The sequence below is a fragment of the Martelella sp. genome (assembly GCF_984369615.1).
Map to the genome: position 1 here is coordinate 1 of NZ_CFHTCS010000106.1, position 12,419 is coordinate 12,419.

Consider the following 12,419-nt stretch of genomic DNA (forward strand, 5'->3'; position numbering starts at 1 on the left):
TTGATAAACCGGGGCGCATTGCATTTCACGGAAAGGCTTGATGATCAGTTCGCCGAGTGCTGGAGGCGCTCGATCTCGTCCTTGAGCTGAAGCTTCTTGCGTTTGAGTTCGTTGATTTCCTCATCATGGCTTGACGGCGAGGACATCACGCTCTGCAGCTCCTTCTCGAGCGCGGAGTGTTTTTCCTCAAGGGCGGCAAGGTGGGTCTGAACTGACATTTCACACGTCCTTCCTTTACTTATCGCCGCAGGATGCGGCGCCTCGTCATCAATTTGCAATAAAATCATGCCACGTTTCGTGACGCTTGTCGAAGGCGGAAATGTGATTTTCCGGCGGCATTTTCAATGTCTGCGCTGTCATGGGGCAATCGCTTGCTTTTCACCGAAATCGAATGATGCTAAGGCCTTCCCGGGCAGGCTTTTGCCGCAACTGACCGTGGCCCGGAGCGTCGGGCGTGAAAGGCGTGGACCGGTTTCGAAACCCCGACGCGCAAAGACCCCGGCCCGGTTTCGCCATAATTGGAACCACGACTGAAACGGAAGCCGATGAGCCCGATCATGAACCCGAAAGTCGCCATCGTCATGGGCTCCTAGTCCGACTGGGAAACGATGAAGAATGCCGCCGACACGCTCGACATTCTCGACGTTGACTACGATGCCCGCATCGTCTCCGCGCACCGCACGCCGGACCGGCTTTACGACTTTGCGCGCGGCGCGCGCGCAGAAGGCTTCCAGATCATCATTGCCGGCGCGGGCGGGGCGGCGCATCTGCCGGGCATGCTGGCCGCGCTGACGCCGCTGCCGGTCTTCGGCGTCCCGGTTCAGTCGCGCGCGCTTTCCGGCCAGGACAGCCTGCTTTCGATCGTGCAGATGCCGGCGGGCGTGCCCGTGGGAACGCTCGCCATCGGCAAGGCGGGCGCGGTCAATGCGGCGCTGCTGGCCGCCGCCGTGCTGGCGCTGGCGGACCCGGAGCTTGCCGGCAGGCTTGATGACTATCGCGCCCGCCAGGCGGCCCATGTCGCAGAATATCCCATCGACAAGGACGAATAGGCGAATGAGAACCATCGGCATCATCGGCGGCGGCCAGCTCGGCCGCATGCTGGCCATGGCCGCGGCCCGGCTTTCGATCCGCACCGTCATTCTGGAGCCGGATCCGCATTGCCCGGCGGCTCAGGTGGCGAACGACCATATCGTCGCGGGTTATGACGATGCGCGCGCGCTTGGCGAGCTTGCGTCCCATTGCGACGTCATCACCTATGAATTCGAGAATGTGCCGGAAAAGAGCGCCGCCCTTCTTGCCGCCGAGCGGCCGGTCTATCCGCCGGCCCGCGCGCTGTCGATCGCGCAGGACCGGCTCTCCGAAAAGTCCTTCCTCAATGAGTGCGGCATTCCGACGGCCGGTTTCCACGCGGTTGATAGCCGCGCCGATCTCGATGCCGCGTTGCAGCGCTTCGGCGGGCGCGGCGTGTTGAAGACGCGCCGCTTCGGCTATGACGGCAAGGGACAATGGGTCTTCGCCGGCGCGGGCGACGATGCCGGAGCGGCCTTTGAAGCCCTTGGCGGCGCGCCGGCGATCTTCGAGGAATGGATCGATTTTGCCTGCGAGATTTCGGTCATCGCCGCGCGCGGCATGGATGGCGGCCTCGTCTCGTTCGATCCGGCGGAAAACGAGCACAGCGGCGGCATTCTGAGGCTCTCGCGCGTACCGGCGCGCGTGTCGGATGATGTGATCCGCAAAGCGAGAATCGCGGCCGAGCGGCTTCTGATCGCGCTGGAATATGTCGGCGTTGCCGGGCTGGAACTGTTCGTCGCCCGGGACGGGCGGCTGCTGGCAAACGAGTTTGCCCCGCGCGTGCACAATTCCGGCCACTGGAGCGAGGCGGCCTGCGTGACCTCGCAGTTCGAGCAGCATATCCGCGCCGTCTGCGGCCTGCCGCTGATCGATCCGGCGCGCCACAGTGACTGCGTGATGTACAACATCGTCGGCGACGATATGGATGATATTCCGCGTTACATGATGACGCCGGGCGCGCTTGTCCACCTCTACGGCAAGGCCGAGACCCGGCCGGGACGGAAGATGGGCCACGTCACCGTGCTTCAGCGCCACGAAAACGGCCGGAACGGTTGACTTTCGCCCGGCCTTTCGCTAGGAACCGGCCACAGCCAAGCGCGCCCCATACCGGCGCGCTTTTGAATGTTGAAACAGACCGCCTTTACTGATCAGTCGAGAGCGGCACAAACAGCGGATCGAAAACATGAAGATCAAGAATTCGCTCAAGGCGCTCAAGTCCCGTCACCGGGAAAACCGTCTGGTGCGCCGCAAGGGCCGAGTATACATCATCAACAAGCAGAACCCGCGCTTCAAGGCCCGCCAGGGCTGATTGCGGTCACCGGTCCGTGATCGGGCCGGGGCAATATCTGTTTGAAATTTCGCCATGACGGGATACCATCCCGTCATGCGCTTTTTTATGCCTGTATTCCTGACGTTGTTTTCGCTTGCGCCCCTGGCGGCGCCTACTGTCGCCGCGCAAGCGCGTGATGGCGGCGAGGCGGCAGTCGAAGCGCCGGCGGATCCGCTCGACGCGATGTATCGTCAGCTTGCCCGTACCCGGGATTCCGGCGAGGCGGCGGCCTTTGCCAAGGAGATTGACGATTATCTCGACCGTTCGCCAAGCGCGACCGTCTCGTTGCTGATCGAATGGTCGGACGCGGCTGAGGCCGATGGCCGCACGGCGGCGGCGCTTGATTTCCTGTCGGAGGCAATCGCGCTTCGGCCCGACGAGCCCGCGGCCTACCGCAAGCGCGCCGTCATCCATTATACCCATGGAGACCTGAACCGGGCGATGGACGATATCGGCAGCGCGCTGGCGCTGGAACCGCGCGATTTCGGCGGGCTCGGCCTGATGGCGACCATCCTCGACCGCACCGGGCGGCCCGAGGCCGCGCTCAAGGTCTGGCGGCGCTATCTCGACTTCTATCCTGCCGACCGCGATGTCAGCGCCTATGTGGACAATACGGAAAACGATCTGGCCGGCCGACGGCTGTGATCGGCGCCGACCCGGCAAACGGGCGGGGAGGTCCGAAGCTCTCAGCCCTCGTCCTTCTTTTCCTCGCCGATCGGCTCGACCGAATGACGCATGATCAGCGGCATCTGGGCAAGGGTGAAGGCGATGGTGATCGGCATCGTCGCCCAGACCTTGAAATTGACCCAGACATCGGCGGAGAAATTGCGCCAGACAACCTCGTTGATGATTGCCAGGAAGACGAAGAACAGGCCCCATCTGAGCGTCAGCTTGCGCCAGCCCTCGTCATCCAGCCTGAAGGCGGAGTGGAACACGTAGCCGAGCAGTGAGCGGCCGAAAACAAGGCCGCCCAGCAAAACGGCGGCGAACAGCCCGTTGACGATGGTCGGCTTCATCTTGATGAAGGTCTCGTCCTGCAGCCAGAGCGACAGCGCGCCGAACACCAGCACAACGACGCCGGAGACGAGCGGCATGATCGGAATATTGCCCATGACGATGCGCGAGGCGACGAGCGAGATGACGGTTGCCGCCATGAACAGCGCGGTTGCCACCAGAAGCGGGGTGCCGAAGGCAGCAAGAGCCGGGACGGTTTTCATCAGCCATTCGCCGCGCAGATTGGCGAAGAAGAAGATCATCAGCGGCCCGAGCTCGAAGACAAGCTTCAGGAACGGCTCTTCCTTCTGTTCGGTCGTCAGTTTTTTAGGGCTGCTGTCGCTCATAATCTGTCGTTTCTCATGGATGGCATCGTCGGCTCATATCATATGGGAGCGGCGTCCCTTCAACCCCAAAAGCGGCCATTTTACGGGCGCGCGCGTTTTATGCCTCTTCTTCTTCCGGGGTGCCGGCAATGGCCTGGGCAAATTCTTCCGCCTCGAAGGGTTCAAGGTCGTCGATCCCCTCGCCGACGCCGATGAAATAGACGGGCAGTTTGTGCTTGGCGGCGATCGCCACCAGAATGCCGCCGCGGGCCGTGCCGTCGAGCTTGGTCATGACGAGACCGGAGACGCCGGCGATGTTGCGGAAGATCTCCACCTGGCTCATGGCGTTCTGGCCGGTGGTGGCGTCGAGCGTCTGCAGCACGGTGTGCGGCGCGTCCGGATCGAGCTTGCCAAGCACGCGGACGATCTTCGCCAGTTCGTCCATCAGTTCGGCCTTGTTCTGCAGCCGGCCCGCCGTATCGATGATGACCACGTCCGAGCCTTTTTCCTGGCCGCGCTTGAAGGCGTCATAGGCAAGGCCGGCGGCATCGGCCCCCAGCTTGGTGCCGACGAATTCGGCGCCCGTGCGGTCCGACCATATCTTCAACTGCTCGATGGCCGCGGCGCGAAAGGTGTCGCCCGCGCCCAGCGTCACCTTGAGACCGGCGCGCGTCAGCTTGGCGGCGAGCTTGCCGATCGTGGTGGTCTTGCCGGTGCCGTTGACGCCGACGACGAGAATGACATGCGGCTTTTTCGACAGATCCAGCGCCAGCGGCTTCGCCACCGGCTGCAGCACCTTGGTGATTTCGCCGGCCATGATGCGGGTCACATCCTTGCCGGTGACATCCCGCCCGTAGCGTTCCGATGACAGCGTGTCGGTAATGCGCATGGCGGTCTCGATGCCGAGATCGGCCTGGATCAGCAGGTCCTCCAGTTCCTCCAGCGCTTCCTCGTCCAGCTTGCGCTTGGTGAAAAGCGCGGCGATCTGCCCGGAAAGCTGCTGCGAGGTACGGAACAGGCCGGCTTTCAATCGCTGGAACCAGGAGAGTTTTTTCGTCGGCTGCGGCTTTGGTGCGTCAGGCTTCGGGCCCGCGGTGATTTCGAAGCCCTGGTTCTTTTTCGGGGCAGGGGCCGGCTCTTCCGCGGCCTGCGGCGGCGCTTCGACTGGTGTCGCGGCGGCAGGGTCTCCAGCCTGCGCGGGTGGCTCGTGTGCTTCGGAGGCAGGAGCCTGTTCTGGCTGCGGCTTCTCCGGCGCCGCCTCCGGCTCATCATGAGACCGTCCGACGACACCGCCGATAATGCTGTCATCGTCCCACGGGTCGCTGCTTTCAGCCGCGGCGACGGTCTCGGCGGACGGTTCCGGCTCGGATTGCTCCGCTTCCGGCGTGACGGCTTCACTCTCCTCTTCCGGCGCGACGACTTGTTCTTCCTTCGGCTTCTGTTCCTTTTTGCCGAAGGTGAAGACGTTTTTCATGAAGCCGAGGGCCATGGGAATAATTTCCTGTTTCTGCCGGTTGCGGTTCTTTATCCCGTGCGCTGCGGCACCTTGTCAACGCGGTGTGTCCAGGCATACGGCCTCAGGCATCGAGAAAATCGGCCTTGAGGCGCTTTCCGTCATGGCCAGTGATGCGGGCCGTGATGAAACGACCGGGCTCGAGCTCCGGCGTGGCCACCGGTGCGAAGTTCTCCGCATGGCCGTTTTCGCCGCGTTCGGTGAGCACGGTCTGGTCGGTGCCAATGAGGCTGTCGAGATGGCGCTTCGTCAGCGCCTCTCCCGCTGTGCGCAGGCGTTTCGCCCGCTCCTTCACCAGCGCGCGATCGAGCTGCGGCATGCGCGCCGCCGGCGTTCCGGGGCGCGGGCTGTAGGGGAAGACGTGGAGCGATGCGATCTCCGCTTCTTCAGCCAGCCGCATCGTATTTTCGAAATGCGCCTCGCTCTCGGTCGGAAAACCGGCGATGAAATCCGCGCCGAAGGCCATGTCCGGGCGCAGTCGCCGGGCTTCCGTCATGAAGGCGAGCGCGTCATCGCGCGAATGCCGTCGTTTCATCCGCTTCAGGATCAGGTTGTCGCCGTGCTGGAGCGAGAGGTGGAGATGCGGCATGAAGCGCGGTTCGTCGGCGACCAGGTCGAGGAGGTGCCGGTCGACCTCGATACTGTCGATCGAGGAGAGTCTCAGCCGGGCGATTTCCGGCACCCGTTTCAAAAGCGTCTTTGCCAGAAGGCCGAGCGTCGGCTGGCCGGGCAGGTCGGCGCCGTAGGAGGTGGCGTCGACGCCGGTCAGCACCATTTCGCGGTAGCCTTGCTCTGCAAGCCTGCGCGCCTGCTCGACCACGGCGCCCATCGGCACGGAGCGGGAATTGCCGCGGCCATAGGGAATGATGCAGAAGGTGCAGCGGTGGTCGCAGCCATTCTGCACCTGCAGGAAGGCGCGCACATGGCCATCAATGCTTTCCACCATTTGCGGCGCGGTTTCCGTCACGCTCATGATGTCGTTGACGACGATCTTTTCTTCCGCCGAAACGCCGAAATCCGGCAGGGCGCGGTAGCTGACGGCCTCAAGCTTTTCGGTATTGCCGAGCACGGCATCGACCTCGGCCATGGCGGCGAAGGTTTCTTTCTCCGTCTGCGCCGCGCAGCCGGTGACGATGATGCGCGCATCGGGGTTCTCGCGCCGCGCCCGGCGGATCGCCTGGCGCGCCTGGCGCACGGCCTCGCCCGTCACCGCGCAGGTGTTCACCAGAACGGCATCGCCAAGGCCCGCCTCTTGCGCCGCCTTGAGCATGACTTCGCTCTCATAGGTATTCAGCCTGCAGCCGAATGTCAGGGTTTTCAGGGTCATTATCGGTTTGGCCCTCGGAGCCGTCTTTGTCATTACCGTTTTGTCGCTAACACGTTTTTCCCGTTTATCCCCGCCGTGGTGCGGAAGTCTATGCTCTTGGTCGATCTAAACTTGGAAAGGAAGAAACGTCATGAATAATGAATTCTATGGGAAAAATCTAAAACAAGCTGTTTCAAGGAGTGTCCGGGGAGTTCGCTCCAGGGAGATATTGCAACTTAAGTCGGAGACGATTTATGCACCTCCGATGGCTTGGAGCGCTTGGCGAGAAATCTGGGCACAGTTTGCAGTGATCGCTGAAAACAGCCCGTGGAGCGGTCGGGCGAACAAACCGAAGCCTCATGTTTCAGTTGTTTCCATCAGCTACGAAGTCCATTCGGGCGCTCCTTTCGAAAGCGGCTTCGATGTTCAGATTAAAGGAGGGGATCAGCCGTTTTATGGTCAGGGGCCAGGCGCAACCGAAATAACGATCACAGGCAACAAGGCCACGGCCCTGCAATTTCGCTGCCGCGCCCATTCGCCGACCGGAACGGAAGTTCTGGTGCTGGTCAGGCCCATGCGCCTTGAGTAAACAATTGCCAGTAGGACCAGAGGTGGAAGGGCAACGAGGCTATCTCGGTGATCGCGCTTAAGCTGCCGAATGGCAGCGCCAGGAAATTGGTCGCAAACATGACGTAAAAAATTTTGCTTCGACCGGGGAAGGCCCGGGCGGCGGCGACGTTCAAGGTTTGCACGACAATAAACGCGAAGACGAAAAAGAAACCAGAGAGCCTTGGTGTAAAAAACAGAAGGGGCGCTATGAAGAAAATGTAGATCGCCGGAACAACGACGTTGATCCAGAAAACCGCTTTCAAGTCAGGTCGCGGCAAATGGTAAAAACGAAGTATCGGCTCAACAACAAAGCGCCGCCATTTTTTCATGACAGCGGACAAAAAGCGTCTCGAAGAAGGACTGATATTTCGCATCCGCCCAAGCTATTTCAAATCCTTTGGCCCGCAAAGCCATTTCCATCATGTGGGCGAGTTCGTGTGCAGCTTCAGGTTTCGCTCCCATTCTCCCGTCGCCGGATCCACTCTTCCCGACCATTCATGTTCCGCCGGCCCCGTCATGATCACGTGGTCGTCGTCCTCGCGCCAGTCGATTTCCAGCGCGCCGGCGGGCAGATAGACGGTGACCTTGCGGCCGGTGCGGCCGGTGCGGGCGGCGGAGACGGCGGAGCCGCAGGCGAGCGTCAGGCCCGCGCCGCGCTCGAAGGTCTTCAGCGACAGCGAGGAGGGCGAGGTGACCTGCGCCAGCGAGATATTGGCGCGCTCGGGAAACAGCGGATGGCGCTCGTAGCGGGGGCCGAAGGCGAGAATGTCGTAGCTGTCGACATCGCGCGGCACGAAGAAGACCGCATGCGGATTGCCCATGGAGGCGGCGGAAAAGCGCTGCAGCGCCGGGTCGGCCTCATGCGGTTCGGGCAGCGCGACATGGGTCGTGTCGGCGGCGGGTCCCGCAAGCGGGATCCTTTCCCAGTCGAAGATCGGCGCGCCCATGTCGACGGAGATCAGCCCGTCGGAAAGCCGCTCGGCGAAAAGCGCGCCGGCAATGGTGCGGAAGGCAAAACGATCCTTGTCGGTTTCGCGCGAAAGGTAATCGACCACGCAGCGCGTTCCGTTGCCGCAGGCCTGCGCCATGGAGCCGTCGGAATTGAGGATGTCGATCCAGCCGTCCGGCGCGTCCTCGCGCGCATCGTACAGCGCCATGATCTGGTCGAACTCGGTATCGGGATGGGCATCGAGGCGAATCGCGGCTTGTGGCGTCACCCTGTCGGCGCGTCCGCGCATGTCGATGACGAGAATCTTGTTGCCAAGACCGTTCATGCGCTCCATGCGCGCCATGTTCGTGCTGTTCGCCATCGAAAGGCTCCGTCATTGTTTCTGGCGTTATATGGGCCAAATCCGCGGCCGTCACCAGTCCGCGCGGCTGCGGATCGGGAAAAATCGCGCGCGCCGAACGCTACAGGTCCAAGGCGGCCTTTGCGTCGGCCCCGTTGATGTGTAGTGTCGGGAAAATCCTCCCCCGGAAGTGAACGTTTCGGCTACCCCTTGCGTTTCCTCAAATATCCTTGCGCCAGCCATGGACCGGACACAGGCCGGCGCCATGCCTCTCGAAAGTTCTGAAGATGCCAGTTCCTCTTTTTGCCGCGAAGGTGGCCGGTTTGCCGGCCGGCCGGCCCGTCGCCCCTGTTGATCGCCGCCGTGAGGGAGCGGTCGCATGAAGCTTTCCGGCGCAGTCCTTGCCTTCGGCGCGATCTCGATCTTTGCGATCCAGGACGCGATCACCCGCCATCTCGGCCCGCTCTATTCGCCGTTCTTCATCGCCATGGTGCGCTTCTGGGCCTTCGGCCTGTTCGTGATCATCCTGGCGGCCCGCGCGCCGGGCGGTTTCAGGGCGGGAGCGGTCACCCGTCATCCCGTGCTGCAGATCTGGCGCAGCTTCCTGCTGGTGGCGCAGATCCTGATCTCGATCCTGTCCTTTACCCTGGTCGGGCTTGCCCAGAGCCAGGCGATCTTCATGGCGGCGCCGCTGGTCGTGGCGTTGTTGTCGGTGCCGCTGCTCGGCGAGCGTGTCGGCTGGCGGCGCTGGCTCGCGATCATCGTCGGTCTGTTCGGCGTGCTGATCGTCATCGATCCCCTGGGCGAACAGTTCTCGCTGGTGACGCTCGTGCCGGTCGGCTGCTGCTTCACCTTCGCGCTCTATTCGCTCTATACGCGCCTTGCCGGGCGCTATGACGCGCCGGAAGTCAGCCTGTTTTATACCGGCGTGGTCGGCATGGTGCTGACGAGCCTCATCGGACCGTTCTTCTGGGAGAATGTGCCGCTTGCCGACTGGGGCTGGCTTGTCGCACTTTGTTTCACCGGTATTTCAGGGCATTATCTCCTCATCCGGGCGCTTGCGGTGACCGAAGCCGTGACCGTGCAGACCATCACCTATATGCAGCTCGTCTATGGTTCGCTGTTCGGCGTTCTGGTGTTCAAGGAGCAGCTGACGTCGCATATGATTGTCGGCGGGCTCACCGTTGTCGGCGCCGGCGTCTTCACCATCTGGCGCGAACACGCGCTGAAAAAGCGCGAAGGCGCGTCATCGACGGAAGCTTCGCTGGCTGGGCGGTGAGGCGGCGAGAGGGAGATGAGGATGGAATTGACGCCACAGTCATCGGCAGAGGATATTCTCGCAGTCCTTGAAGCCACGGCCGATCCCGCGCGGCTTGCCGAGATGGAGCGCGTCGGCATCAGGACCGATGCGGCCATCGGCCTTTCCAACCCGCAATTGCGGCAGATTGCAAAGACCGTCGGCGTGAACCATCAACGCGCGGCGGCGCTTTGGCAAAGCCCGGTGCGCGAGGCGAAGATGCTGGCCTTGCTGACCTTCGATCCGGCAAAGCTCACGCAAGCGGAGATGCTTTCCCTGGCCGGCGATTTTGCTTCCTGGGAGATGGTCGACCTTGCCGCCGACCTGTTCGTCGAGGCGCGGTTTGATGCCGAAATTGTCTCCTTGTTCGCCGAAGACGACCGCGAATTCGTGCGCCGGACCGCCTTTGCCATGATCGCGGGCGCGGCCGTCCACCGGAAGAAGGAGCCGGACGAAAACTTCCTGGCGCTCTTCCTGCTAATCGAAACGCATGCCGCGGACCAGCGCAATTTCGTGAAGAAGGCAGTCAGCTGGGCGTTGCGCAATATCGGCATGCGCAATGCCCGCTGTCATCAGGCCGCAATGGCGCTCGCGGAGAAACTCGCGGCCAGCGACGACCGCGCGAAGGCCTGGGTCGGGCGAGATGCGGTGCGCTATCTCGCCGATCCGAAACGGATCGCGCGGCTGAAAGCCTGAAGTCTCAGTCGACCTCCGGCACGTCGAAGGCTTCGCCGGGCTCCAGCGGACGGAAGCGGTCTTCATCGATGCCGGCATCGGAAAGGGCGGCTTTCAAGAGCTTCACCGGATCGTCATGGCCTTCATCGGTCAGCTGAAAGGTGCCGAAATGGTGACCCGCGGCATAGGCCGCATTGCAGAGTTCGAAACCCTTGACCGCTTCCACCGGGTCCTGATGCTCGTTCTTCATAAAAAAACGCGGCTCATAGGCGCCGATCGGCAGGTTGGCGAGGCGGAAGCCGCCGTATTTTTCGGCCGCCGCGCGGTAGTTCCGCCCCTCGTGAAAGCTTGTGTCGCCGATGTGGTAGATGCGGCCCGCGGGCGTTTCCAGGATGAAGGCGGCCCAGAGCGCCATGCGCCGGTCCGTGACCCCGCGCGCCGACCAGTGGTGGCAGGGCTCGGCGAAGACGTTTGCGCCGCCGGGAAGCGGCGCCTGGCCGCCCCAGTCGAGCACGGTCACATCGGCATCGGGAACTTTCCGGCGGATCACGGTGTCGTTGCCGAGCGGCGTGATGATCCGCGGCGCGTGATCGGCCTGAAGGCGTTTGAGGCAGGTGTGGCTCAGATGGTCGTAATGGTTGTGGGTGATCAGCACCACGTCGATCTTGGGCAGGTCCTCGAACAGCACGCCTGGCGGGCAGACACGCTTCGGTCCGACGGAATCGAAAGGGCTGACGCGTTCGGTGAATACCGGGTCGGTCAGGATGTTGAGGCCGGAAACCTGGATCAGGAGGCTCGCATGGCCGATCATCGTCACCCGCATGCCGTTTCCTGTCACAAGCGCGTCCGGCGTGTGCGGCGCATAGCGGCAGGCGACTTCCTTCGGCCAGGGCGTGCGCTTGTGGGCAAGCTGCCATTTGACGACCTCGGTTAGACCCGGCGGGTTCATGCCGTCGGGATTGAAGAACAGGGTGCCGTCAAAGTGGTCGCTCTTCGGACCGGAATAGTAGCGGTTCTTTTTCTGCAAACGCATGCGCGTCGGGATCATGTAAGGCCTTTCGGTTGCTTCGGCGTTTGCCGGCCGCCATCGATTGCTGAAACGGACATCAACCGATATATGCGGCAGCGGCGAGAAAGTTCCAGACCTTGAAAAGCGCGAAAGCGGCGGCCATGACTTGACTTTTCCGTGTTTGTGCGGTTTATCGCCGGAAAATCTGCTGACAGTGAAGACGTTCAGCCGCCGACCGGGGCCCGAAAAGGTATAAAGAGAGCCCGGAGGTCAACATCCGACAGCGCGATGCGCCCTCGGATGGAATTTTGCGTTGCGTCTTGCATTTGCCGGCAGAGGCGCCAACGTTTCGCGACGTGCGAAACGAAAAGGAAATGGGCTATGTTTGAAAACCTCCAGGACCGCCTTGGTTCCGTCCTCAAGGGACTGACCGGCCGCGGCTCGCTTTCGGAAGCCGACGTTGCGGCTGCGCTGCGCGAAGTGCGCCGCGCGCTTCTGGAGGCCGACGTCGCGCTGGAGGTGGTTCGCGACTTCACCGCCCGCGTGCGTGAAAAGGCCGTCGGCGCGGACGTGCTGAAGTCGATCAAGCCCGGCCAGATGGTCGTCAAGATCGTCCATGACGAGCTGGTCGAGATGCTCGGCTCCGAAGGCGTCACGCTGGACCTCAACGCCCCCGCGCCGGTCGTCATCATGATGGTCGGCCTGCAGGGCTCCGGCAAGACCACCACCACCGGCAAGATCGCGGCGCGGATGACCAACCGCGACCGCAGAAAAGTGCTGATGGCCTCGCTCGACACGCGCCGTCCGGCCGCCCAGGAACAGCTGAAGCAGATCGGCGAGCAGACCTCGGTCGATACGCTGCCCGTGATCAAGGGGCAGGATCCGGTGGCGATCGCCAAGCGCGCCGTGCAGGCGGCAAAGCTCGGCGGCCATGACGTCGTCATCCTCGATACCGCCGGCCGCACCCATATCGACGAGCCGCTGATGGTCGAGATGGCGGA

General features: G+C 62.6%; 14 protein-coding genes and 1 pseudogene. 8 read left to right on the forward strand and 7 right to left on the reverse strand.

Going from position 1 to position 12,419, the window contains the following annotated elements; translation table 11 throughout:
• Positions 1-44 precede the first annotated feature (44 nt).
• Positions 45-218 (reverse strand): YdcH family protein, encoded by a 174-nt coding sequence (locus AC5DC2_RS10635; protein ID WP_036236258.1) that lies wholly within the window; start codon positions 216-218, stop codon positions 45-47.
• Between the two features lie 339 nt (positions 219-557).
• Here AC5DC2_RS10635 and purE point away from each other — a divergent pair.
• The 4 genes and pseudogenes from purE to AC5DC2_RS10655 all read left to right on the forward strand — a co-directional run bounded on the left by purE (position 558) and on the right by AC5DC2_RS10655 (position 3,046).
• Positions 558-1,049, forward strand: a pseudogene (gene purE, locus AC5DC2_RS10640) (5-(carboxyamino)imidazole ribonucleotide mutase).
• Positions 1,050-1,053: 4 nt separating this feature from the next.
• Positions 1,054-2,127 (forward strand): 5-(carboxyamino)imidazole ribonucleotide synthase, encoded by a 1,074-nt coding sequence (locus AC5DC2_RS10645; RefSeq protein ID WP_491698455.1) that lies wholly within the window; start codon positions 1,054-1,056, stop codon positions 2,125-2,127.
• A 127-nt stretch (positions 2,128-2,254) separates the two neighbouring features.
• Positions 2,255-2,380 (forward strand): type B 50S ribosomal protein L36, encoded by a 126-nt coding sequence (gene ykgO, locus AC5DC2_RS10650; RefSeq protein ID WP_018064355.1) that lies wholly within the window; start codon positions 2,255-2,257, stop codon positions 2,378-2,380.
• A gap of 75 nt (positions 2,381-2,455) precedes the next feature.
• The gene (locus tag AC5DC2_RS10655) at positions 2,456-3,046 is read left to right on the forward strand and encodes a tetratricopeptide repeat protein (protein WP_152534461.1); all 591 of its coding nucleotides are present in this window, start codon (positions 2,456-2,458) and stop codon (positions 3,044-3,046) included.
• 41 nt (positions 3,047-3,087) lie between these two features.
• On the opposite strand, the gene AC5DC2_RS10660 is transcribed toward AC5DC2_RS10655, so the two are convergent.
• From AC5DC2_RS10660 to mtaB, 3 genes are all read right to left on the reverse strand, one after another.
• Positions 3,088-3,741 carry a septation protein A gene (locus AC5DC2_RS10660; RefSeq protein WP_024707005.1) on the reverse strand — a complete coding sequence of 218 codons (654 nt, stop codon included), beginning with the start codon at positions 3,739-3,741 and terminating at the stop codon, positions 3,088-3,090.
• A gap of 97 nt (positions 3,742-3,838) precedes the next feature.
• Positions 3,839-5,209 (reverse strand): signal recognition particle-docking protein FtsY, encoded by a 1,371-nt coding sequence (gene ftsY / locus AC5DC2_RS10665; protein ID WP_491698456.1) that lies wholly within the window; start codon positions 5,207-5,209, stop codon positions 3,839-3,841.
• 88 nt (positions 5,210-5,297) lie between these two features.
• Entirely contained in the window at positions 5,298-6,560 is a 1,263-nt protein-coding gene (mtaB, locus tag AC5DC2_RS10670; RefSeq protein WP_491698457.1) for a tRNA (N(6)-L-threonylcarbamoyladenosine(37)-C(2))-methylthiotransferase MtaB, read from the reverse strand.
• Positions 6,561-6,690: 130 nt separating this feature from the next.
• Here mtaB and AC5DC2_RS10675 point away from each other — a divergent pair, with 130 nt between their 5' ends.
• Positions 6,691-7,128: a hypothetical protein gene (locus AC5DC2_RS10675; RefSeq protein WP_491698458.1), complete on the forward strand. Its 438-nt coding sequence runs from the start codon at positions 6,691-6,693 to the stop codon at positions 7,126-7,128.
• Here AC5DC2_RS10675 and AC5DC2_RS10680 read toward each other — a convergent pair.
• Complete coding sequence (locus AC5DC2_RS10680; RefSeq protein ID WP_491698459.1) at positions 7,106-7,489, reverse strand: hypothetical protein; 384 nt, start codon at positions 7,487-7,489, stop codon at positions 7,106-7,108. The genes AC5DC2_RS10675 and AC5DC2_RS10680 overlap by 23 nt on opposite strands.
• Before the next feature lie 78 nt (positions 7,490-7,567).
• Positions 7,568-8,458 carry a diaminopimelate epimerase gene (gene dapF, locus AC5DC2_RS10685; protein ID WP_491698460.1) on the reverse strand — a complete coding sequence of 297 codons (891 nt, stop codon included), beginning with the start codon at positions 8,456-8,458 and terminating at the stop codon, positions 7,568-7,570.
• A 358-nt stretch (positions 8,459-8,816) separates the two neighbouring features.
• Here dapF and AC5DC2_RS10690 point away from each other — a divergent pair, with 358 nt between their 5' ends.
• A complete protein-coding gene (locus AC5DC2_RS10690; protein ID WP_491698461.1) occupies positions 8,817-9,716 on the forward strand; it encodes a DMT family transporter in 900 nt (299 codons plus the stop codon).
• Between the two features lie 21 nt (positions 9,717-9,737).
• Positions 9,738-10,430, forward strand: a complete 693-nt coding sequence (locus AC5DC2_RS10695; protein ID WP_491698462.1) for a DNA alkylation repair protein — start codon at positions 9,738-9,740, stop codon at positions 10,428-10,430.
• Positions 10,431-10,434: 4 nt separating this feature from the next.
• On the opposite strand, the gene AC5DC2_RS10700 is transcribed toward AC5DC2_RS10695, so the two are convergent.
• Entirely contained in the window at positions 10,435-11,442 is a 1,008-nt protein-coding gene (locus AC5DC2_RS10700) for an MBL fold metallo-hydrolase (protein WP_491698463.1), read from the reverse strand.
• A 357-nt stretch (positions 11,443-11,799) separates the two neighbouring features.
• Between AC5DC2_RS10700 and AC5DC2_RS10705 the strand changes: the two genes are divergently transcribed.
• Positions 11,800-12,419, forward strand: a 620-nt coding sequence (locus tag AC5DC2_RS10705; protein ID WP_491698464.1) for a signal recognition particle receptor subunit alpha, incomplete at its 3' end; no start/stop codon positions are given.

Excerpts from the sequence above, each read along its gene's own strand:
- AC5DC2_RS10635 (WP_036236258.1), bottom strand. The coding sequence starts at position 218 with ATGTCAGTTCAGACCCACCTTGCCGCCCTTGAGGAAAAACACTCCGCG.
- AC5DC2_RS10645 (WP_491698455.1), top strand. The coding sequence starts at position 1,054 with ATGAGAACCATCGGCATCATCGGCGGCGGCCAGCTCGGCCGCATGCTG.
- ykgO (WP_018064355.1), top strand. The coding sequence starts at position 2,255 with ATGAAGATCAAGAATTCGCTCAAGGCGCTCAAGTCCCGTCACCGGGAA.
- AC5DC2_RS10655 (WP_152534461.1), top strand. The coding sequence starts at position 2,456 with ATGCGCTTTTTTATGCCTGTATTCCTGACGTTGTTTTCGCTTGCGCCC.
- AC5DC2_RS10660 (WP_024707005.1), bottom strand. The coding sequence starts at position 3,741 with ATGAGCGACAGCAGCCCTAAAAAACTGACGACCGAACAGAAGGAAGAG.
- ftsY (WP_491698456.1), bottom strand. The coding sequence starts at position 5,209 with ATGGCCCTCGGCTTCATGAAAAACGTCTTCACCTTCGGCAAAAAGGAA.
- mtaB (WP_491698457.1), bottom strand. The coding sequence starts at position 6,560 with ATGACCCTGAAAACCCTGACATTCGGCTGCAGGCTGAATACCTATGAG.
- AC5DC2_RS10675 (WP_491698458.1), top strand. The coding sequence starts at position 6,691 with ATGAATAATGAATTCTATGGGAAAAATCTAAAACAAGCTGTTTCAAGG.
- dapF (WP_491698460.1), bottom strand. The coding sequence starts at position 8,458 with ATGGCGAACAGCACGAACATGGCGCGCATGGAGCGCATGAACGGTCTT.
- AC5DC2_RS10690 (WP_491698461.1), top strand. The coding sequence starts at position 8,817 with ATGAAGCTTTCCGGCGCAGTCCTTGCCTTCGGCGCGATCTCGATCTTT.
- AC5DC2_RS10695 (WP_491698462.1), top strand. The coding sequence starts at position 9,738 with ATGGAATTGACGCCACAGTCATCGGCAGAGGATATTCTCGCAGTCCTT.
- AC5DC2_RS10700 (WP_491698463.1), bottom strand. The coding sequence starts at position 11,442 with ATGCGTTTGCAGAAAAAGAACCGCTACTATTCCGGTCCGAAGAGCGAC.